The sequence below is a fragment of the Rhodanobacter sp. C06 genome (assembly GCF_002001105.1).
Classification (GTDB): Bacteria; Pseudomonadota; Gammaproteobacteria; order Xanthomonadales; family Rhodanobacteraceae; genus Rhodanobacter_A.
The window spans coordinates 54,108-73,151 of the sequence record NZ_MUNP01000080.1; the positions used below are offsets into that span (position 1 = coordinate 54,108).

At 68.5% G+C, this 19,044-nt stretch carries 19 protein-coding genes; 2 read left to right on the plus strand and 17 right to left on the minus strand.

From position 1 onward, the window contains the following. Nucleotides 1-8: 8 nt before the first annotated feature. The 9 genes from B0E52_RS17895 to B0E52_RS17935 all read right to left on the minus strand — a co-directional run bounded on the left by B0E52_RS17895 (nt 9) and on the right by B0E52_RS17935 (nt 10,472). The gene (locus tag B0E52_RS17895) at nt 9-698 is read right to left on the minus strand and encodes a response regulator transcription factor (RefSeq protein WP_077486009.1); all 690 of its coding nucleotides are present in this window, start codon (nt 696-698) and stop codon (nt 9-11) included. After that, on the minus strand, nt 695-3,370 hold the full coding sequence (locus B0E52_RS17900; RefSeq protein WP_077486011.1) for a sensor histidine kinase KdpD: 2,676 nt from the start codon (nt 3,368-3,370) through the stop codon (nt 695-697). Before B0E52_RS17900 ends, B0E52_RS17895 begins: the two co-directional genes overlap by 4 nt. Nucleotides 3,371-3,445: 75 nt before the next feature. After that, the gene (gene kdpC, locus B0E52_RS17905; RefSeq protein ID WP_077486013.1) at nt 3,446-4,030 is read right to left on the minus strand and encodes a potassium-transporting ATPase subunit KdpC; all 585 of its coding nucleotides are present in this window, start codon (nt 4,028-4,030) and stop codon (nt 3,446-3,448) included. 52 nt (nt 4,031-4,082) lie between these two features. Further along, nucleotides 4,083-4,895: a TorF family putative porin gene (locus B0E52_RS17910; protein WP_077486015.1), complete on the minus strand. Its 813-nt coding sequence runs from the start codon at nt 4,893-4,895 to the stop codon at nt 4,083-4,085. Nucleotides 4,896-4,941: 46 nt separating this feature from the next. After that, a complete protein-coding gene (locus tag B0E52_RS17915) occupies nt 4,942-5,175 on the minus strand; it encodes a hypothetical protein (protein ID WP_077486017.1) in 234 nt (77 codons plus the stop codon). Nucleotides 5,176-5,228: 53 nt separating this feature from the next. Continuing rightward, nucleotides 5,229-7,301, minus strand: coding sequence for a potassium-transporting ATPase subunit KdpB (kdpB, locus tag B0E52_RS17920; RefSeq protein ID WP_077486019.1), 2,073 nt, complete (start codon nt 7,299-7,301; stop codon nt 5,229-5,231). A 3-nt stretch (nt 7,302-7,304) separates the two neighbouring features. Further along, nucleotides 7,305-9,107 carry a potassium-transporting ATPase subunit KdpA gene (gene kdpA, locus B0E52_RS17925; RefSeq protein WP_077486021.1) on the minus strand — a complete coding sequence of 601 codons (1,803 nt, stop codon included), beginning with the start codon at nt 9,105-9,107 and terminating at the stop codon, nt 7,305-7,307. After that, entirely contained in the window at nt 9,104-9,196 is a 93-nt protein-coding gene (kdpF, locus tag B0E52_RS17930; RefSeq protein ID WP_077486023.1) for a K(+)-transporting ATPase subunit F, read from the minus strand. The genes kdpA and kdpF overlap by 4 nt, the downstream gene beginning before the upstream one ends. A 280-nt stretch (nt 9,197-9,476) precedes the next feature. After that, a complete protein-coding gene (locus B0E52_RS17935; protein ID WP_077486025.1) occupies nt 9,477-10,472 on the minus strand; it encodes a DedA family protein/thiosulfate sulfurtransferase GlpE in 996 nt (331 codons plus the stop codon). 136 nt (nt 10,473-10,608) lie between these two features. Here B0E52_RS17935 and B0E52_RS17940 point away from each other — a divergent pair, with 136 nt between their 5' ends. Both B0E52_RS17940 and B0E52_RS17945 read left to right on the plus strand, forming a co-directional pair. Next, complete coding sequence (locus B0E52_RS17940) at nt 10,609-11,610, plus strand: polyprenyl synthetase family protein (RefSeq protein ID WP_077486027.1); 1,002 nt, start codon at nt 10,609-10,611, stop codon at nt 11,608-11,610. Continuing rightward, nucleotides 11,610-12,176, plus strand: a complete 567-nt coding sequence (locus tag B0E52_RS17945; protein ID WP_077486029.1) for an NUDIX hydrolase — start codon at nt 11,610-11,612, stop codon at nt 12,174-12,176. The genes B0E52_RS17940 and B0E52_RS17945 overlap by 1 nt, the downstream gene beginning before the upstream one ends. Before the next feature lies 1 nt (nt 12,177). Here B0E52_RS17945 and bla read toward each other — a convergent pair whose 3' ends face one another. The 8 genes from bla to rsmD all read right to left on the minus strand — a co-directional run bounded on the left by bla (nt 12,178) and on the right by rsmD (nt 19,033). Beyond that, a complete protein-coding gene (gene bla / locus B0E52_RS17950; protein WP_077486031.1) occupies nt 12,178-13,065 on the minus strand; it encodes a subclass B3 metallo-beta-lactamase in 888 nt (295 codons plus the stop codon). Between the two features lie 96 nt (nt 13,066-13,161). Further along, nucleotides 13,162-14,217 carry a TMEM43 family protein gene (locus B0E52_RS17955; RefSeq protein WP_254426863.1) on the minus strand — a complete coding sequence of 352 codons (1,056 nt, stop codon included), beginning with the start codon at nt 14,215-14,217 and terminating at the stop codon, nt 13,162-13,164. Beyond that, entirely contained in the window at nt 14,214-15,080 is an 867-nt protein-coding gene (locus B0E52_RS17960) for an MBL fold metallo-hydrolase (RefSeq protein WP_077486035.1), read from the minus strand. The genes B0E52_RS17955 and B0E52_RS17960 overlap by 4 nt, the downstream gene beginning before the upstream one ends. Nucleotides 15,081-15,269: 189 nt before the next feature. After that, nucleotides 15,270-16,994: a gamma-glutamyltransferase gene (gene ggt, locus B0E52_RS17965; protein ID WP_077486037.1), complete on the minus strand. Its 1,725-nt coding sequence runs from the start codon at nt 16,992-16,994 to the stop codon at nt 15,270-15,272. A 22-nt stretch (nt 16,995-17,016) separates the two neighbouring features. After that, nucleotides 17,017-17,277 (minus strand): YfhL family 4Fe-4S dicluster ferredoxin, encoded by a 261-nt coding sequence (locus tag B0E52_RS17970; RefSeq protein ID WP_077486038.1) that lies wholly within the window; start codon nt 17,275-17,277, stop codon nt 17,017-17,019. A 102-nt stretch (nt 17,278-17,379) separates the two neighbouring features. Continuing rightward, nucleotides 17,380-17,886 (minus strand): hypothetical protein, encoded by a 507-nt coding sequence (locus B0E52_RS17975; RefSeq protein ID WP_077486040.1) that lies wholly within the window; start codon nt 17,884-17,886, stop codon nt 17,380-17,382. Further along, nucleotides 17,879-18,433, minus strand: a complete 555-nt coding sequence (gene coaD / locus B0E52_RS17980; protein ID WP_077486042.1) for a pantetheine-phosphate adenylyltransferase — start codon at nt 18,431-18,433, stop codon at nt 17,879-17,881. The genes B0E52_RS17975 and coaD overlap by 8 nt, the downstream gene beginning before the upstream one ends. Nucleotides 18,434-18,463: 30 nt before the next feature. Then, a complete protein-coding gene (rsmD, locus tag B0E52_RS17985) occupies nt 18,464-19,033 on the minus strand; it encodes a 16S rRNA (guanine(966)-N(2))-methyltransferase RsmD (RefSeq protein WP_077486044.1) in 570 nt (189 codons plus the stop codon). Between the last annotated feature and the right edge of the window lie 11 nt (nt 19,034-19,044).

Consider the following 19,044-nt stretch of genomic DNA (forward strand, 5'->3'; position numbering starts at 1 on the left):
CGCCTCGCTCAGCCGAGGAAGCGGTAGCCCACGCCCGGCTCGGTCTTCAGCCAGCGCGGCTGGGCCGGGTCGTCGCCCAGCTTCTGGCGCAGCTTGCCGATCACGATGCGCAGGTACTGGCTGTCGGCGGCGTGGCTGGGGCCCCACACTTCGCGCAGCAGCTGCGGCTGGGTGACCACGCGGCCGGCATGGCGCAGCAGCATCGCCAGCACGGCGTACTCCTTGCGGGTCAGCGCCAGTTCGGCGCCGTCCAGCCGCACCTCGCGCCGCGCGAGGTCGACGCTGAGCCGGTCGTCGTCCCAGCGCGGCGGCGCTTCCGGCTCGCCCGGCGGGCGCTGGCGCAGCAGTGCGCGCAGCCGCGCCATCAGTTCCTGGATGCCGAACGGCTTGGTCACGTAGTCGTTGGCGCCGGCGTCCAGCGCGCGCACCTTCTCGGTCTCGGCGTCGCGCACCGACAGCATCAGCACCGGCAGCTGGCTCCACTGGCGCAACTCGGCCAGCACCTCGTGGCCCTCGCGGTCGGGCAGGCCGAGGTCGAGGATCACCAGGTCGGGGCCGCCCGTGGCCGCCAGCGCCAGCCCCTCCGCCGCGGTGCCGGCCAACAGCACCTCGTAGCCCTCGGCCCGCAGGCCGATGTCGAGGAAGCGGCGGATCTGCGCCTCGTCGTCGATCACCAGGATGCGGAGGGACGGGTTCATGCGGGGCTGGCGGCGGGCTCGGGCAGCGGCAGGCTGACCCGAATGGTGGTGCCGCCGCCCTCGCGCGGCAAGGCCTCCACGCTGCCGCCGTGGGCGCCGATCATGCCGCGGCAGATCGCCAGGCCGAGCCCGGTGCTCTGGCTGGCGCGGTCGCCGCGCGAGACCGAATAGAACATGTCGAAGATGCGTGCGCGCTCGTCCTCGGGGATGCCGGGGCCTCGGTCGCTGACCTCGAGCAGCAGGCGCTCACGCTCGACGCGCACCGCCACGGACACCGGCTCGCCGTCCGGCGAGAAGCGCGCCGCGTTCTCCAGGATGTTGAACAGCGCCTGCTCGATCAGCGCCGGGTGCACGTGGAGCAGCACGGTGTCGGGCGGCAGCTCGGTGTCCACCCGCAGCGCGGGAAACAGCTTGCGCAGGCGATGCACCGCGGCGGCCACGATCTCGGCCGCGTCGGTCCAGTCGCGGTTGAGCTTGAGCGTGCCGTGGCCGAGCCGGGTCATGTCGAGCAGGTTCTGGATATAGCGATCCAGCCGCTGGCCCTCGCCAAGGATCGCCTCCAGCAGCTGCCGGCGCTCGTCGCGCGGCAGCTTGTCCTCGTAGCTGACCAGGGTGCCGGCCGCGCCGATCATCGAGGCCAGCGGCGAGCGCAGGTCGTGCGACACCGAGGACAGCAGCGCGTTGCGCAGGCGCTCGGTCTCGCCCTGCACGCGCGCGCCCTCCAGTTCGTCGGCCATTCGTGCCCGCGCCAGTGCCTGGCCGATGTCCTGCACCATCGCCAGCGCCATGCTGCGCCGCTCCGGATCGGGCTCTCCCGCGTCCGGCGCGAAACGCAGCGCCGCCACGCCGAGGGGATGATCCTCGCCGCCCAGCGGCAGCAGCCAGCACGGCGCCGCGTTCAGGGTCTCGGTATAGCGGCCGGCCTGTTCGGCGTGGCGCTCGCACCAGTCGGCCGCGGCGAGGTCCTGCGTCTGCAGGGGCCACTCGCGCGGCGCGGTGGCCGCCGCCTGCAGGGCGCCGCCGGCATCGCGGGCCAGCAGCGCCGCCTCGCAGCGCAGGGCCTGCGCTAGCGCCGCCGCGCCCACCGTGCGGATGCCCTCGGCGTCGGTGCTGCTGGCCAGCCGCTGACCCAGCGTGAGCAGCGCGCGCGCATGCACGTGCGCCGTGCGCAGCGACTCCACCTGCAGCGCCAGCCGCGTGGCCAGCCGGCTGCACACCAGCGCCGCCACCAGGAACAGGCACACCGCCAGCACGTCGTCGGAGTTGGCGATCTCCAGCGAATAGCGCGGCGGCGCGAAGAAGAAGTTGTAGCCGACGAAACACAGGATGGCGGTGTAGACGGCCACCGCCATGCGCGTGCGCACCGCCACCACCAGCACCGCGGTGAGGAAGATCAGCGACAGGTTCGCCACCGACAGGTAACGCTCGCCGATGAAGGCCAGCGCCAGCGCCGCCAGCGAGGCCAGCGTGGCGTACAGGTACTCGCCGCGGCGACCGACGCCGCCCGGCAGGTTCGGCAGGCGCAGGCGGCGACGCGACGCGGCGCGTTCGGCCGGCGTGGCGACGATGGTCAGCTCCAGGTGGGCGCCGCGGCGCAGCAGCTGCTGGGTGAGCGAGCGGCCGACCATGCGCGCGAACAGCCGCTCGCGGGTGCGCGCCAGCAGGATCTGCCCCACGCCTTCGCGCTCGGCGTGCGCCAGCAGCTCGTCGGCGACCGCGTGGCCGCGCAGCACCACGGCGTCGCCGCCCAGCCGCCGCGCCAGTCGCATCGCGCTGTCCAGCCGTTCGCGCCGCGCCGGCTCCAGCCGCGCGCCGGTGTCGACGAAGACCACGCTCCACGGCGCGCCGCGGCGCTCGGCGATCCGCCGCGCCACCCGCACCAGGTATTCGCTCTGCGCATGGCCGTCGATCGCCGCCAGCACCCGGCGGCGCACCGGCATCACACCGCCGCGCGCCAGCATGGCGCCGCGCAAGTCGCTCTCGACATGGCCGGCCACGGTATCCACCGACAGCTCGCGCAACGCGGCGAGGTTGGTGGGCGAAAAGAACGCGTCCAGCGCCGCCGCCGCGGTTTCCGGCACGTACACCTTGCCCTGCTTCAGGCGCTGGATCAGTTCGCGCGGCGGCAGGTCGACCAGCACGATGTCGCGCGCGCGGTCGAGGAAGGCGTCGGGCACGCGTTCGCGCACGGTGACGCCGGTGATGCGCCGCACCTGGTCGTTGAGGCTTTCCAGGTGCTGCACGTTGAGCGCGCTGTAGACCTCGATGCCGGCATCGAGCAGCTCGGCGATATCCTGCCAGCGGCGTTCATGGCGGCCGCCCGGCAGGTTGCTGTGCGCCAGCTCGTCGACCAGCAGCACGGCGGGCTTGCGCGCCAGCGCCGCGTCGAGATCGAACTCGGTGAAATCGCGGTCGCGGTAACGCACTGCCCGGCGCGGCAGCACTTCCATGCCTTCCAGCAGCGCGGCCGTCTCGGCGCGGCCGTGCGTCTCGACCAGGCCGATCACCACGTCCACGCCTTGCCGCTTCAGCTCGCGCGCGGCGGACAGCATCGCGTAGGTCTTGCCGACGCCGGGCGCGGCGCCGAGAAAGATCTTCAGCCGACGGTTGCGCTCGTCCTGTCCGGCACTCAGCAGGGCATCGGCACGCGCTTCACGGGAAGGTTCGGTCATGCGCTCGTCGGTTCCATGGATGGCGCGGGAATCTGTGGGCTTTGGTTGGCCGGGCAGGCTCCTAAGTTAGCGCGATCACGTGCCGTGCGTCTGCGACGCATCCAGCGCAAGATTGAGCTGCAGCACGTTGACCCGCGGCTCGCCAAGCACGCCCAGCTGGCGCCCCTTGGTGGCCCGCGCCACCAAGGCGGCTACTTGCGCCTCGCTCAGTCCGCGCACCCGCGCCACGCGCGCAATCTGGTACTGCGCCGCGGCCGGGCTGATTTCCGGATCGAGGCCGCTGCCCGAGGCGGTGACCAGGTCCACCGGCACCGGCGCTGTGTTGCCGGGGTCGGCGGCACGCAGCGCGGCGATGCGCTGCTTCACCGCGTCGGTCAGCGCCGGATTGCTCGGCCCCAGGTTGGAGCCGCCGGAGTTGATGCCGTTGTCCGGCTGCGGCGAGGTCACCGACGGCCGGCCCCAGAAGTACTTCGGATCGGTGAACGACTGCCCGATCCGCACGGAGCCGACCGGCTTGCCGTCCCGCTCGATCAGGCTGCCATTGGCCTGCTGCGGAAAGACCAGCTGGGCCAGCCCGGTGGCCACCAGCGGATAGATCACGCCGGTGATCACGGTCAGCAGCAGCAAGAGTGTAAGCGCGGGACGAACGATGGATTTCATGGATCTTCTCCGGACAGGGATTCTCCGCGCGTGGCGGGAGAATCCGGCATTTTCAGAACGAACCTTGCAACATCACGAAGCCGCCGGTGCCGCCGACATTCATGCTGTCGTTGCCATTCACGAAACTGACGGTGTGGCGGTAGTAGCGATCGTTGGTGGCGTGGGTGAGCACGCCGACCACGGTCCAGGATTTGTCGATCGCATATTTCGCACCGACACCGATATCGGCGTAGCCGGGATCGCGCGCACCGTCGGCCATCGGCAACGCCAGCTCGGTGCTGTAATGGGTATAGCCCGTGTGCAAGGTCAGGCTCCACTGGTCGTTCAGCGGGTACGCGCCTTCCAGCATCAGATAACTGGTGCCCTTGGAGTTGTCGCGGAAGCCCTGCTCGCGATCCGCGCCAAAGTAATCGGTGAGCGCGTAGTTGTATTTCAGCGTCCACAGTTTCCAGGACAGCGCCACGTTGGCTTCCGCCGTGTTGAGCGAGCGCGGGGCCAGGCCGGCATGATCCAGATTGGCGCCGGGATAGATATAGCCGTACAGGCCGGCACGCCATGACCAGTCGTCGTTGATCGTCCGGCCGTAGCTGGCGTACAGATCCAGCTCCATCGATCCGCCCGGATAACTGCGGTCGCTGATGCTGGAACCCCAGACGCCGGCGGCAAAGCCATTCGGCAAGGAGAGATCCGCGCCACCCTGCACCGCCGGTTTGCCCCAGCTTTGGGTGAGTCCGCGGAAAATGTAGTTCGTCGTCAGTTCGACGTTGCCGGTGAACGTGGTGGTCGGTGCCATATCGGCCCTGACCGTATCCGTCGCCGCCAGGACCAGGCCGGCCACGACGATGGAAGTGAAAAGTCTGCTCATGGGGTTCTCCACACCGCTTGATGCGATGTACCTCGGTAGGAAAGGATCAGGTGCCGGCGTATCCACCGACGTCGTCGGCATCCGCGGCTGCGCTCCGGACGTCCGCCTGCGCCGTCGCCACGGTGACCGGCTCGCTGCGCGGGTGCAGCGGCAACGCGATCACCACGTCGCAATCCGGATCGTTGGCCGACAGGCGCAGCTCGATGTCGGCACGGGTTGACCGGCCATCCGGCTGTCGAGAGCCGTCAGGCAGGGATACGGATACTTTCAAAATCTGCATGACACAACTCCATGATGCGATTCCGGCCTTCGCCGGAATGACGAACAAAAGGGTCAGGCCAGTCCGCACAGGACCAGCAGCATGTCGATGAGCTTGATGCCGAGGAACGGCACCACGATGCCGCCCAGGCCGTAGACCAAGAGGTTGCGGCGCAGCAGCGCACCAGCGCCGAGCGCGCGGTACTTCACGCCCTTCAGCGCCAGCGGGATCAGGAAGATGATGATCAGCGCGTTGAAGATCACCGCCGACAGGATCGCGCTCTGCGGCGTCGCCAGGCGCATCACGTTGAGTGCGTTGAGCGCCGGATAGGTGGTCGCGAACGCGGCCGGGATGATCGCGAAGTACTTGGCGATGTCGTTGGAAATCGAGAACGTGGTCAGCGAGCCGCGGGTGATCAGCATCTGCTTGCCGATCTCCACCACCTCGATCAGCTTGGTCGGGTTGGAATCGAGGTCGACCATGTTGCCGGCTTCCTTCGCCGCCTGCGTGCCGGTGTTCATCGCCACCGCCACGTCGGCCTGGGCCAGCGCCGGCGCATCGTTGGTGCCGTCGCCGCACATCGCCACCAGCCGGTTCTCGGCCTGGATGCTGCGGATCAGCTTGAGCTTGGCTTCCGGCGTGGCCTCGGCGAGGAAATCGTCGACGCCTGCCTCGGCGGCGATCGCCGCCGCGGTGAGCGGGTTGTCGCCGGTGATCATGATGGTCTTGATGCCCATCTTGCGCATCTCGGCGAAACGCTCCTTGATGCCGCCCTTGACGATGTCCTTCAGCTCGATCACGCCCAGCGCACGGGCTCCCTCGACCACGATCAGCGGGGTGGCGCCGCGCCGCGCGACGTCCTCGGCCATGCGCTTGACCAGCGGCGGCAGGTGGCTGTTCTGCGCCTCCAGATGTTTCTCCACCGCATCCAGCGCGCCCTTGCGGATCTGCCGCGTACCCAGGTTCACGCCGCTCATGCGGGTCTGCGCGGTGAACGGCACGAACTGCGCGTGCATCGCCTCCAGCGGCTGCCCGCGCAGGTCGAACTGCTGCTTGGCCAGCACCACGATGCTGCGCCCTTCCGGCGTCTCGTCGGCCAGCGAGGCGATCTGGGCGGCTTCGGCGAGGATGCTCTCCGCCACGCCGGGCGCGGGATGGAAGGCGACCGCCTGGCGATTGCCCAGCGTGATGGTGCCGGTCTTGTCCAGCAGCAGCACATCGACGTCGCCGGCCGCCTCGACCGCACGGCCTGACGTGGCGATCACGTTGGCGCGGATCATCCGGTCCATGCCCGCGATGCCGATCGCCGACAGCAGCGCACCGATCGTGGTGGGGATCAGGCAGACCAGCAGCGCGACCAGCACGGTCAACGTGATCGGATGGCCGATGCCGGCCGCCTGCACGCTGTAGATCGAATACGGCAGCAAGGTGGCGCAGGCGAGCAGGAAGATCAGGGTGAACTTCGCCAGCAGGATGGTCAGCGCGATCTCGTTCGGCGTCTTGCGGCGCTTGGAGCCTTCCACCATCGCGATCATGCGGTCGAGGAAGCTTTCGCCGGGATTGCTGGTGATGCGCACCACCAGCCAGTCCGACAACACCTTGGTGCCGCCGGTGACCGCGCTGCGGTCGCCGCCGGACTCGCGGATCACCGGCGCGGATTCACCGGTGATCGCGCTCTCGTCCACGCTGGCCGCACCGGCCACCACCTCGCCGTCGCCGGGCATCTGCTCGCCGGCCTCGACCAGCACGTGATGGCCGGTGCGCAGGTCGCTGGACGGCACGAAGGTGATCGCGGCCGTCTTGTCGGGGCCGGCCAGTTTCTTCGCGACCACGTCCTTGCGCGAACTGCGCAACGCATCGGCCTGCGCCTTGCCGCGGCCTTCCGCCAGCGCCTCCGCGAAGTTCGCGAACAGCAGGGTGAACCACAGCCACAGGCTGACCCAGAAGATGAAACCGGTCGGCGCCTCGCCCTTGCCGGCGAGCGCCTGCACCCACAGCAAGCTGGTCAGCACGCTGCAGACGAACACCACGAACATCACCGGATTGCGGAACTGCAACCGCGGCGACAGCTTGCGGAACGAATCGGCCATCGCCGTGAGCACCAGCTCGCGACTGAAGCCGCTGGCTGCTTGAGTTTGTGCGGTCATGATTCAGTGTCCCGACATCAGGAATTCGGCGATCGGCCCCAGGGCCAGCGCCGGCAGGAAAGTCAGTGCGCCCACCACGATCACCACGGAGGCCAGCAGGGTGATGAACAGCGGCGTGTGCGTCGGCAGCGTGCCGGCCGATTCGGGCACGTGGCGCTTGGCGGCCAGTGAACCGGCCATGGCCAGCATCGCGATCGCGAGCGGGAAACGCGCCAGGAACATGCAGATGCCGAGCAGCACGTTCCAGAACGGCGTGTTCGCCGAAAGACCGCCGAACGCGCTGCCGTTGTTGTTGGAGGCCGAGCTGACCGCGTAGAGGATCTCGCTGAAACCGTGCGCCCCGGGATTGGCGATGCCTGCCACACCCGCCGGCAACATCACCGCGACCGCCGTGCCGATCACCACCAGCGCACACGGCAAGAGCACGGCGAGGCTGGCCATCTTCATCTCGTGGGCCTCGATCTTCTTGCCGAGGTATTCCGGCGTGCGACCTACCATCAAACCGGCGATGAACACCCCCACCACCGCGAACGCGAGCATGCCGTACAGGCCCGAGCCGACGCCGCCGAAGATCACCTCGCCCAGCTGGATCAACCACATCGGAATCAGGCCGCCCAGCGGGGTCAGCGAATCGTGCATCGCGTTCACCGCACCGCACGAGGCCGCCGTGGTGATCGCCGCGAACAGGCTGCTGGCGGCGATGCCGAAGCGGGTCTCCTTGCCTTCCATGTTGCCGCCGGCCTGCAGCGCGGACGCATGCGCATCCACCGCCAACCCGTGCAGCGCCGGATTGCCGGCCTGCTCGGCAGCCACCAGGCCGATCGTCAGCGGAATGAAGATCAGCAGCATGGTGGCGAGGATCGCCCAGCCCTGGCGGCGGTCGCCGACCATGCGGCCGAACATCACGCACAGGGCGCCGGGGATCAGGAAGATCGCCAGCATCTCGATGAAGTTGGAGAACGGCGTGGGGTTCTCGTACGGATGCGCCGAGTTGGCATTGAAGAAGCCGCCACCGTTGGTGCCGAGCATCTTGATCGCGACCTGCGAGGCGGCCGGGCCCATCGGCAAGGTCTGCGTGGTGAGCTGCGCGGGCTTGGTCTCCGGGTTGCCGGCGGCGTCCTTGACGGGATTGCCCGCCGCATCGGTCACCGGCTGGGCATACGTGCTGGTCTGCAGCACCGGCACATCCACGTACGGCTTGAAGTTCTGCACCACGCCCTGCGACACCAGCAGCATGGCGATCAGCAACGACAGCGGTAGCAGCACGTACAGCGTGCTGCGGGTCAGGTCGACCCAGAAGTTGCCGATGCCCACCGCGCTGCGCCGGCTGAAACCGCGCACCACCGCCACCAGCACCGCGATGCCGGTGGCCGCGGACAGGAAGTTCTGCACCGCCAGCCCCGTCATCTGGGTCAGGTAGCTCATCGTCGACTCGCCGGCGTAACCCTGCCAGTTGGTATTGGTGACGAAACTGATCGCGGTATTCATCGCCGAATCGGGCGATACCGCGCCGAAGTGCTGCGGGTTCAACGGCAGCCACTGCTGCACGCGTTGCAAGGCATACACCACCAGCACGCCAAGCACGTTGAACAGCAGCATGGCCAGCGCGTAGCGCTTCCAGCCCATCTCCTCGTCGGCGCGGATGCCGCACAGGCGATAGAGCACGCGCTCGATCCGGCCGCCGAATCGCGTCACGCGGTTCGGCGCTTCGGCAAACACCAGCGCCATGTAATTGCCGAGCGGCTTCACCAGCAGCAGCAACACCACCAGGTACAGGCCGACCTGCAAGATGTCGTTGGTGGTCATTCGAACCACTCCGGCTTGAGCAAGGCCACGCACAGGTAGCCGGTCAGCGCCACCGCGATCACGCCGGCGAGGAGGTAGAGGACATTCATGACGGGAAACTCATGCAATGAAGGAAGGCAGGCACGGCGCAGCGCCCTACTTGCGTGGACTCAGCCGATCGCAGAGCAGCACGAAACCCAACACCACCGCACACAGCACGAACAGGAACAGCAGGTAGACGAAATCCATCGGCGTCGACTCCATGAAAGGACGACGCGCACTGTAGGAAGTGCCGCATAAGAAAGGGGTAGCGATCCGCGGCCAGCGCGTATAGAACGCGTAAATTTTTCGGCGGCGAGAGTCGCGTGCCCGGGGTTGATCAGAGCATCCCTAGACTGCCGTCGGCGCGGAGTCGTCCACGCCCTGCCCCACCCCGGCCGCCACGACGGGGGCCAGCCGCTGCACCGCCTGGCCAGCGGCCTCCCACCCATCCAGGCCGCCCTGCAGCGGCCGCACGCGACGATAGCCGCGCGTCATCAGCGCCTGCGCCGCATGGGCGGCGGAAACCTCATTCGGGCAATTGCAATACACCACCAGCTCGCGATCGAACGGTATCGCGACGACGACCTGCGCGATGCTTTCGACATCGGCGATCAGGGCGCCGGGGATGATCCGGTCGTCCAGCTGTCGGGCCACCGCCGAACGCACGTCGATCACCACCGGCGCGCGGCCCGCCGCGATCGCGCCGACCAGTTCCTCGACGCCGATGCGTGCCATTCGCAACGAACGCAGCAGGCGTTCGCGCCGCCACCACCTGGCGAGCACGTAGACCGCGAGCAGCGCTGCCGCCAGCTCGACTGCCACCGTGCCGGCATTCGCAACGGCGTCCAGCACGCGGTCGACCTCGCCCGCGAAGGCGTAGCCAAGCGCGATCGCCACGCCCGCCCAGAGCAGCGCGCCCAAGCCGTCGAGCAGCAGGAAGTGCCGTGGCGGCAGGCCCATCGCGCCGACCAGCGGCGGCGCCAGCATCGACAATCCCGGCACGAACTTGGCTACCAGCAACACCCGACCGCGCCAGCGATGGAAGCGCAGTTCCGACTGCTTCACGCAGGAATCCGGCGACAGCGAGATGCGGCAGAGCGTGCGCATCACTCCCGCGCCATAGCGCCGGCCTGCCAGGTACCACGCCAGGTCGCCGAGCAGGCTGCCGGCCAGCGCCGCCGTCACGATGCCGGCCAGCGGCAGGCGGTCGCCCGCTACCAGCGCGCCGGCCACGATCAAAGTGGGCACGGCCGGCACCGGCACGCCCGCCTGCGCCGCCAGCACATTCAGGAACACCAGCAGCAGGCCGTACTGGGCGATCAACGCAATGATTTCATGAGCCATCGGAGCAGCCCCTTCGGCGGCAACGGCATGCCGTCGCCCCATCATTGGGCCGGCCGGCCCGGCTTGCAATCGGCCGCCGGATGATGGTTCGCGGCGACGTGCCCCTATAATCGCCGGACCCGGACCGCGATAGCCCATGAACTCGATCCCAGCCGACGCCAACCGCCCCGCCGACTTCGCCACCGTGCGCGCGCTCGCCGACGCCGACATGCGGCGCATCGACCAGTTGATCCGCACGCGGCTGGCTTCCGACGTGGTGCTGATCAACCAAATCGCCGAACACATCATCGCCGGCGGCGGCAAGCGGCTGCGGCCGATGCTGCATGCACTGGCCGCGCGCGCCGCGGGCTACCGCGGCGAGCAGCACGTCAAGCTGGCCGCCGTGATCGAGTTCATCCATACCTCCACCTTGCTGCACGACGACGTGGTGGACGAATCCGGCCTGCGCCGCGGCCGCCAGACCGCGAATGCGCTGTGGGGCAACGCCGCCAGCGTGCTGGTGGGCGATTTCCTCTACTCGCGCTCGTTCCAGCTGATGGTGGAGCTTGACGACATGCGCGTGATGCGCATCCTCGCCGACACCACCAACACCATCGCCGAAGGCGAAGTGTTGCAGCTGCTCAACATCGGCAACGCCGACGTGGACGAGGCCGCCTACCTCGCGGTGATCGAACGCAAGACCGCGGTGCTGTTCGCCGCCGCCACCGAGCTTGGCGGCCTGCTCGGCGGCCTGCCCGAGGAACAGGTTTCCGCGCTGCGCCGCTACGGCATGGAACTGGGCTACGCGTTCCAGATCGCCGACGACCTGCTCGACTACACCAGCGACGCCGACACCTTGGGCAAGAATATCGGCGACGACCTCGCCGAGGGCAAGCCCACGCTGCCGCTGATCTACGCGCTGCAGAGCGCCACGCCGGAACAGGTCGCCTCGCTGCGCCACGCGATCGAGCATGGCGGCCTGGATTCGCTGGACCGCATCGTCGCCGCGATCCGCGACTCCGGCGCGCTGGAGCGCACCCGCGCCCGCGCCGAGGTGCATGCCGTCGCCGCACACCAGGCGCTGTCCGCGATTCCCGCATCGCCGTACCGCGACGCGCTGGCCACGCTGGCGGACTACTCGGTGCAGCGCACGTCCTGATGGACCCTCGCGACCATCTCGCGCCCCCCGATGCCGACGCGCCGGAGGAAACCCTGTACCGGGGCCGTTGGCTGAGCCTGCGCAAGCGCGGCCGCTGGGAGTACGCCGAGCGCAACAACCCCGGCGGCGCGGTCATCGTGATCGCGGTGACGCCTGAAGACCGCGTGCTGTTCGTGGAGCAGTACCGCGTGGCGATCCGGTCCCGCACCATCGAGATGCCGGCCGGGCTGATCGGCGACATCCAAGGGCAGGAAGACGAAGGCATGCTGCTGGCCGCGCGGCGCGAACTGGAAGAGGAAACCGGCTGGCGCAGTGCCCGCATGGCCTTCCTGCATCAAGGGCCGTCCTCGGCGGGCATGAGCACCGAAATGATCGCCTACGTGCGCGCATTCGACCTGGTGAAGGTGGGCACGGGCGGCGGCGATGCCAGCGAGAACATCGTGGTGCACGAGGTGCCGCGGGGCGAGGCGGGAGCATGGCTGTTCGCGCGCGCCGCCGAGGGATATTCCATCGACCCCAAGCTGTTCGCCGGATTGTGGTTGCTGGAGCACGGCCCCACCGCCTGATTCACCGTGACGCGGCGTGCTCCCGCGCCAGCCGCGCGTCCAGGTTCTTCGCCGCCGCGGCCGCGTAATCGCGGCAGGCGTTCGCGTCGACCAGCGGCGCCGCGTCCGTCGGCGATTTGCGCTTCGCCACTTTCCGCCAGAAGTCGCTGGCGTCGGGGTGCGGGGTCAGCAGGATGTCGCAGGGGAGCGCGGCCACGGTGGCAATGCCTTCGCGGAACCGGGCCAGGTAAGCGGGATGGTCGGTGAAGCGGTAGCCGGGTGCGGCGATGGCACTGAGGCTGTCGGCGTAGGCCATGTGCAGGCAGCGCCGGCCCGAGCAGGACTCCCAAGTCCACGAGGTGCTGCCCGGCGTGTGGCCCGGGGTGTAGTGCGCGGTGACCGCCACATGACCGAGTTGCAGGGTTTCGCCATCGCGGACCACTCGCACGTTCTGCAAGGGCGTGTATCGCATCCCAAAGCCGTATTGCGGATCGGCGTGATACGCGCCGCCAAGCTCCAGCTCCTGCGCGCCGTCAACGCTCGCGAATACCTGCGCACCGCTAGCGGCCTGCAGCGCAGCTATGCCGCCCGCGTGATCGACGTGCGCGTGGGAGTTGAGTATCCATTTCACGTCACGCACCCGGAAACCGAGCTTGCGGATATGCGCCTCGATCTGGGCCGCGGATTCGGGTAGGTCGCCGTCTAACAGCGCCAGCCCCTGCCCGGTGTCCACCAGGATCGAAGACAGGCCGTGCGGCCCGACGTACCAAGTGTTGCCGTAGATGCGGAACGGCTGCTGCGGTGCGTTCCACTGCATGCGGTCGACATCATACGGGGACGGCGCCGCATGGGTGGCCGCCAAGATCAGGCTCAGCGCAAGGACGGCGCCGGAGAGCGAACGCAGGTGCATGGGAAGGTCATCCATGGGAACGGATGCGCAGCATGACCGCCACGGCGGGCCTGTCGCGGGCACGATACCGACATTTTGCCGATGGCGATCAGCGATTCAGTGGTGGGAATGCCGGCGTGACGCGCGGCGATGCCACAGCAGCAAGGCCAGGCCGACCAATGCGACGCCGAGCCAGGCCAGGGCAGCGGCCGTGCTGCTGCCCAGCCAGGGCAACGCGGCGAACACGCCCACCACCAGCAGGCCACCACCCAGGGCCAGCCGCGGGTCGATGCGCGTCGCATCCCGCTGTCGCAACAGCAGACACATGCCCAAGACCGCCAGCAGCACGGCGAGGATGCGTCGCGGCCAGATCAGCACCGGTTGCGCCGCGATGTCGGGCCGCATGTCCAGAAGCGTGCTGTCGCCCACGTTGACTTCGTAGCCGTCGCCGTCGACCGCGTTCGGCACCGCCACGAGATGGTCGCCATCGACGCGCGCGATCACCGTCACTTCCTGCAATGGCACCGCGCTCCAGCTCACCTGCAAGTCACCCAGGCGCGGATTGCCCGGGTTGGCACTGGTCACCAGCGCACCGTCCTGCAGGGAAAAACTGGCCGCGAGGTTCGCCGGCAATGCCTTCACAACCGGCGCGACGGGCTCGCTGTCCGGCAAGGCATGCACCAGCGCCGCATCCAGCTTGTAGCCCCCCAGCTCCACGTTGCCGGCGTCGAAGCGCTTGCTGGCGATCGGGAACGGCCCCGGATTGGCGTGACCTTGCGGTTGCGCGAAGCGACTGGAGTCCTGCGGCTTGTCCGCCCAATCCAGTTCATAGGTCACGTTGCTGCCGAGGCGCAGTTCGCGCCACTGGAACATCCGCACGTGGCGCGCCAGCACCGGCGTGGCCGCCTGCTGGTTGAAATCGGAATCGTAGGGCGCCTCCACCACCCGCGGCGTGCCGCTGATGCGCACCATCCGGCCCTGCAGGCCATCCTGCGGCTCCATGCTGTGGCCCAGGTCGACCACCCCGCCACCATGCAGCTGCAACGCCAGCTGGTAGTTTCCCAGGCTGCGCTCGGTCCACGCCGCCAGCACGATGCCCACTACCAGCGCTGCCAGGCCGACCGCGATGGCCGCCGGGCCGCGCAAGGCAACGATGCGGCCGAAGGACATCATCCGAGGCTCCCGCGCAGTTCGGGCAATTCGTCCGCGCAGCCGTAGCGGCCACGCTCGTCGCGCTGCACGCGCGCTGCGGCACAGGCGTGGTCGTGGGTGAAGAACAGTCGCATGCCGCGCGCCAGCTTGTCGTCGAGGAACGCGCGCTTCTCGTCGATCAGCTTCTCCGGGTAGCGGTCGTAGCCCATGGTGATCGGCACATGCACCCAGGCGCGGCCCGGGATCAGGTCGGCGCAGAACACCACGCCGCCGACTTCGGCCAGCATCAGGCCCGGCGTATGGCCGTCCGAATAGTGGAAGCGCACCGCTTCGCCCAGTGCCTGCGAGTGCTCGCCCTCGACCAGCTCCAGCCGACCGCTGTCCACGAGCAGCTGCGGCAGTTCCGGGATGAACGAGGCCCGATCGCGCGGATGCGGCTTCTGCGCACGCTGCCAGTGCGCTGCACCCACGACATAAGTGGCGTTGGGGAACAGCAGTCGCGGCGGCCGCCCTTCCTGCCACGCCGCCAGCAGGCCGCCGGCGTGGTCGAAGTGCAGGTGCGACAGCACCACCGCATGGACGTCCTCGTGCGTCAGGCCCACTGCGGCCAGCGAGTCGAGCAGCACGTGGCGATCCTCCACCACGCCGCAGCGCTCGCGCAGCGACGGCTCGAAGAACGCGCCGATACCGGTCTCGAACAGCACGTTGCGGCCCGGCACGCCGTTCACCGCGAGACCCTTCACCAGCAGGCAGCGGCAGGCCAGCGGGATGCGGTTCTGCTCGTCCGGCGCGATCCAGCGCGACCACATCGCCTTCGGCGCATTGCCGAACATGGCGCCGCCATCGAGTCGCTGGGAGTTGCCTAGTAACGAGAAGAATTCCATGACACGTACCTTATCGCGTCACGCGCGGGTCGAAGAAGCCAGGCGGGCGGCAACGCAAGCGATGGCCAACCGATGTAGGAGCGCACCCTGTGCGCGAATGCCTTGGCACTGGCCGGAGCAAAAGCATTTCGCGCACAGGGTGTGCTCCTACGAGGGCGCTTGCGTCGGCCACCCGGCGTTGCCGCAAAATCACTCCACCTTGCCCAATCCCGACGGCCGGCGCGGATCGCTGGCTGCATCGAGCTTGTTGTCGCGGTGGTCCCAGGTGACCACGTTCATGAAGCCCCAGGGCTCGCGCGGCTTCAGCGTGTAGCCCATCTTCCTGAGTTGCTCGCTGGTGGCGGCGTCGAACACGCCATCCTCCACGAAGACCTCGTCGGGCAGGAACTGGTGATGGAAGCGCTTGTCGGCCACGATCTGCTGCGCACTCTGGCCGTCGACGAAATGCAGGATGCCTTCCAGCACCTGGGTGATGATGGTGGAGCCGCCGGGCGAGCCGATCACCGCGCTGCGGTCCTTGCCGAGCACGAGGCTGGGCGACATCGAGGACAGCATGCGCTTGCCGCCGACCGGCGCGTTCGCCTTGCTGCCGAGCAGGCCGTAGACGTTCGGCTTGTTCGGCACCAGCGCGAAGTCGTCCATCTCGTCGTTGAGCAGCACGCCGGTGCCCTTGGCGACGAAGGTGGAGCCGAGGATGTAGTTCACGGTGGAGGTGATCCCCACCATGTTGCCGTCCTTGTCGATGATCGAGAAATGCGTGGTGTGCATGCCTGGATCGTGCGCGGGTCCGTGCGGCAGCATGGAGGATGGCGTGGCCTGGTCCGCCAGGATGCTCTGGCGCAGGCCGTCGGCGTAGTACGGCGACAGCAGCATGTCCAGCGGCATCTTCACGAAATCCGGATCGCCGAGGTAGTCGTTGTGGTCGCGGAACGCGCGGCGCATCGCCTCGACGATGTAGTGCACGCGATGCGCCTGGTCCATCTTCGCGAGGTCGTAGCCGCGCAGGATGTTGAGGATCTCGGCGATCGCCACGCCGCCCGAGGACGGCGGCGGCGCGGTGACGATCTTGTAGCCCTGGTAGTCGATCGTGATCGGCGTGCGCTCCTTGGCGCGGTAGTTCGCCAGGTCTTCCAGCGTCCAGTTGCCGCCGGCGGCGCGTACCGCGTCCACCAGTTTCTGCGCAACCTCGCCGTGGTAGAAGCCGGCATCACCCTTCTCGGCGATCAGCTCCCAGGTGCGCGCCTGGTCCGGATCGCGCCAGATCTCGCCCGCCACCGGCGGCTTGCCGCCGGGCAGGTACTTGGCGACGGAAGCGGGCCAGCGCTCGAGGTTCTTCTGTTCTTCGGCGATCGAGTGCAGCAGGCGCGGATCGGGCTTGAAGCCGTCGCGGGCGGTGCGGATCGCCGGCGCCAGCGACACGCTGAGCGGCAGCTTGCCGAACTTCTTCGCCAACAGCACCAGGCCGGCCGGCTCGCCGGGAATGCCGGCGGACAGCGGCCCCTTCAGCGCGGCGTCGCGGTTCGGCGTACCGTCGGGGTTGAGGTAATCCTTGGGGTTCACTGCCATCGGCGCGGTCTCGCGCGCATCGATGAACACGTTCTCGCCGGTCTTGGCGATGTGCAGCGTGGCCATGAAGCCGCCGCCCATGCCCGAGCTCTCCGGCTCCACCACCGACAGCGTGGAGGCCACCGCCACCGCCGCGTCGAACGCGTTGCCGCCCTTGGCCAGCACCTCGAAACCGGCGTTGGTGGCGAGGAAGTTCGCGCTGGCGATGCCGGCGTGGCCGGGTCGCTGTGCCTGCGGTGCGGGGGCCGTGGCCGGCGCGGTCTCCGGCGTGCCATCGGCGGCAAACGCCGCGCCGCTGGTCAGCAGCAGGCTCAGCAACAACACGCGGCCGTGCATCTGGAACTTCATGCGGCGAACTCCTTAGGCTAGTTCAAGCGGCGGTGCCCGATCCCATCAGGTGGCGGTACTTGAGTTCGAGCGTTTCGCGCGACTCGGTGCGCTCGGGGTCGACGATGATGCATTCGACCGGGCACACCTCCACGCACTGCGGCTCGTCGTGGTGACCCACGCACTCGGTGCACAGCGCCGGATCGATCACGTAGTACTCCTCGCCCAGCGAGATCGCCTTGTTCGGGCAGACCGGTTCGCAGACGTCGCAGTTGACGCAGGTGTCGAGGATCTTCAGGGACATGGGGACAAGCGAGGAGCGAGTGAAGAGGAGTGAGAAGCGAGAGAGGGCACAGCGTTTGCCGCGCCCAAGCTTTCTCTCACTCCTCACCACTCACTACTGTTCTTACATCTGCACGAAGCGGAACGTGGCGCCGGTCGGCTTGATCACGTCCTCGACGCGCTGCTCGTCGGCCTTGTCGCCGATGAACATCACGATCACGTCCTTGAAGGTGCCGGGCTTGGCGTCCTTGAATGCCGCCACGGCCAAGTCGGCAGTGGTGGCGGACACCGGACCGGTGAAGGCCAGCAGGTTGCCCGGCAGCACGCCACGCGCCACGGTGTCCTGCACGTTCTGCAACTGGCGATCGTTCATCGCCTTGTCGTCGTCGGTCTGGCCCGGCGTGATGAAGTAGATGTAGGGCTGCTGTGCGGCCATGCCCTGCAGGTTCTTCTGCACCAGCGGCCCCAGATAGGTCTGCCAGGCCTTGGTGTCGTTGACGTCGGTGGGCTTGGTAACCGCCTTGGCCTGCTGGGCGGAGGCCTGATCCTGCTCGTCGGCGTGCTTGGAGCAGCCGGCGAGCGCCAAGCCGGCGGCCAGCGCGATGGCGGTGATGAGAGCGAACTTACGCATGATGGTCACCTTCTGTTTCGGGTTGCTTGGGAAGGCCGCCGCTGCGGCCCTTGTGCCAGCGCTGACGCATGGCCTGTTGCACCGCCGGATGCACGAAACCGGAGATATCGCCGCCGAGGCGGCCGATCTCGCGCACCAGCGACGAGGAAATGAAACTGTATTGCTCGGCCGGCGTGAGAAACAGCGTCTCGGCCTGCGGAATGAGATGCCGGTTCATGCTGGCCAGCTGGAATTCGTACTCGAAGTCCGACACCGCGCGCAGCCCGCGGATGATCACGCCGGCGCCGATCTCGGCCACGAAATCGGCCAGCAGGCTGTCGAAGCCGCGCACTTCCACGTTGCGCAAATCGGCCAGCGCCAGCCGCGCCAGCGCGATGCGCTCGTTGAGGCTGAAGCCAGGCCCCTTGCCCGAACTTTCGGCCACCGCGACCACCACGCGGTCGAACAGGGGTGCGGCGCGCGCCACCAGGTCGGCATGGCCGTTGGTGATCGGATCGAAGGTGCCCGGGTACACGGCCAGGCGGGGATTGCCGGAGGGTTTGTTCACAAAGGACAGGAACGGCAGCGGAAACAGGCCCTAGCTTAACGGAAGCGCGCGCCGGTAGAGCGCAAAGCGCACCTCGCCGGCCTGTCCCTCGCGGTGCAGCGACCAGCACAGCGGCAGGACGGGCACCTGTTCGCGCGGTGACTCCACGTAGATCCACGCCCGTTCGGCCAGCCAGCCGCCCTGCTCCAGGCGTTCGGCCAGCGCACTCCACAGATCCAGAGCGAACGGCGGATCGAGGAACACCAGGTCGAAGGCCCGCGCCGCACCGCGCAGGAAGGCTTGCGCATCAACCGCCGCCACCTCGCCATCCGCCGCCTTGAGCCGCGCGAGATTGTCGCGCAACGCCCGCGCCGCCCGCGCATCGGGCTCGACGAAGCAGGCGCTGGCCGCGCCGCGCGACAGCGCCTCGATGCCCAGCGCGCCGGTGCCCGCGCACAGGTCCAGCACGCGCGCACCCTCGATCATCGGCGCCAGCCAGTTGAACAGCGTCTCGCGCACGCGTTCCGGCGTGGGCCGCAGGCCGGGCAGCTCGGGCACCTCCAACCGCGAGTTGCGCAGGCTGCCGCCGATGATGCGGATGCGGCCGGGACGGCTGTTCATCGGACTTGCCG